Origin of the sequence: Streptomyces sp. PsTaAH-137 (assembly GCF_003259365.1) — a bacterium.
In the GTDB taxonomy this organism is placed as follows: domain Bacteria; phylum Actinomycetota; class Actinomycetes; order Streptomycetales; family Streptomycetaceae; genus Streptomyces.
In genome coordinates, this window is record NZ_QLLY01000100.1 from 1 (window position 1) to 1,480 (window position 1,480).

1 protein-coding gene is annotated in these 1,480 nt (G+C 66.1%); it reads right to left on the minus strand.

Annotation, left to right across the window (positions count from 1 at the left end):
- Positions 1 to 350: 350 nt before the first annotated feature.
- The gene (locus K377_RS41180) at positions 351 to 644 is read right to left on the minus strand and encodes a hypothetical protein (protein ID WP_111668722.1); all 294 of its coding nucleotides are present in this window, start codon (positions 642 to 644) and stop codon (positions 351 to 353) included.
- Positions 645 to 1,480: the final 836 nt, after the last annotated feature.

Here is a 1,480-nt window from a genome sequence, read left to right on the forward strand (position 1 = left end):
CCCACACATCGACTTCCGCGCTTAATCCGAGACGCATGGGACTACGGATTGGTGTGTGACGCGAGACACCCTTTGTTACCACTGCGTAGAACGTCTGCATCGCACCTAGAACGCGCACCCATCCATCGCCCGGGAGGGCTACGACCTGACGTCCGAACGCACCGCGGCACGCACCCGCATCGTCCTACACCGCTTCACGGAGTACGAGCGCGTGCCCGAGGTCCGAGCCGTCCTCACCGACTACAGCCACCTGCTCCGATCTGGCTGAACGGCCGGGCCGCTGACGGGTCAGAAGTGGGCTGGCATCCTGCTGTGCCTGCGTCGAACTCCGCATGCGGCGCTGCTGGGGTTCAGTTGCGGACGAAGGCCATGAGCTGATCGGCGTTGCGGGTGAAGCGGACCACCTTCTCACCAGGCAGAAAGTCGGAGCCGGCCGCGATACACAGCAGCAGCAGAGCCTGGTGCATCTGCATGAGCAGTTCGGGTGACAGCGGCACCGCAGGGCAGTCCTGGAAGCCATCGCTCTGCCGACGCAGGTCGGCCAGTGCGGTAGCAGCCTCGGTGCAGTCTTTGGTGAGGCCGTACTGCAACAGGTCCTGCACCTCGGTGAGCATGCGCGCCGGCACAGCGATCAGTTCTGTCATGCCTCATCCGTACTGCCGGAGCCGAGCGGCGGCAATTCGGGAGCGAGGGCCGCGCCCGGTACGACCGGGCATCCGGCGCGGGCCGCGATCGCCGTTCTCCTGTGACGGTCGCAGTGATCCGGCCCTGCCGCAGGGGGGAGGCGGCAGGGCCGGAAGCCAGCTGGCGAACCGACGTACCGGACCGCTCGCGCGACAGACTATGCCAGAACCAACAGACCTAATCCCAGAGGTAGTTGGTGACCGTTAAGACCAAAACGCATCACGGTCTCTGCGCACTCACGGGGAGGCGTGGTGTTGCCGAGTGCGGTGGAGACCTACGGTGAAAGCGCCTGAGGGGGAACGCTGGGCCGACGGGGCAGGCGATGCTCCGTCGGCCCTGCCGGGCCGGCTCCTGCGACAGGTTGGGGGCCTCACGACCTCGGTGGCGCTGTTGGTGTAGACGCCGATGGCGCACTGTGAGCAGCCCTCGAACTCGCAGCCGAGCGCCAGATACGCGGTAGGGCTTGCCCGGTGAGGCATGGTGCGAGCCGATGCCGCGCGGCTAAGCCGTGGTGCCCTCCGTACCGCTGGGCCTGATGGAGCTACCCGAGGGACATGAGATCGATGATTGGAGTGTCGGGAGGAGGCGGTTGACACCCGGTACCGCGGTCGGCACCCCCAGCCCCGTACAGGCCAGCGATCCCCGTAGGAACTCCATGAGGACTCCCCGGACCGATACCTGTCCAGCACGATCCGCCGGACAGCCCCTAGGCCGTGTTTTAGAACTGAGGTCCGTGTCTCGCCTCGTGCCGTGATGATCTCGGTGTGGGGCGAGGGGATCTTTCAGATGGCCAGTG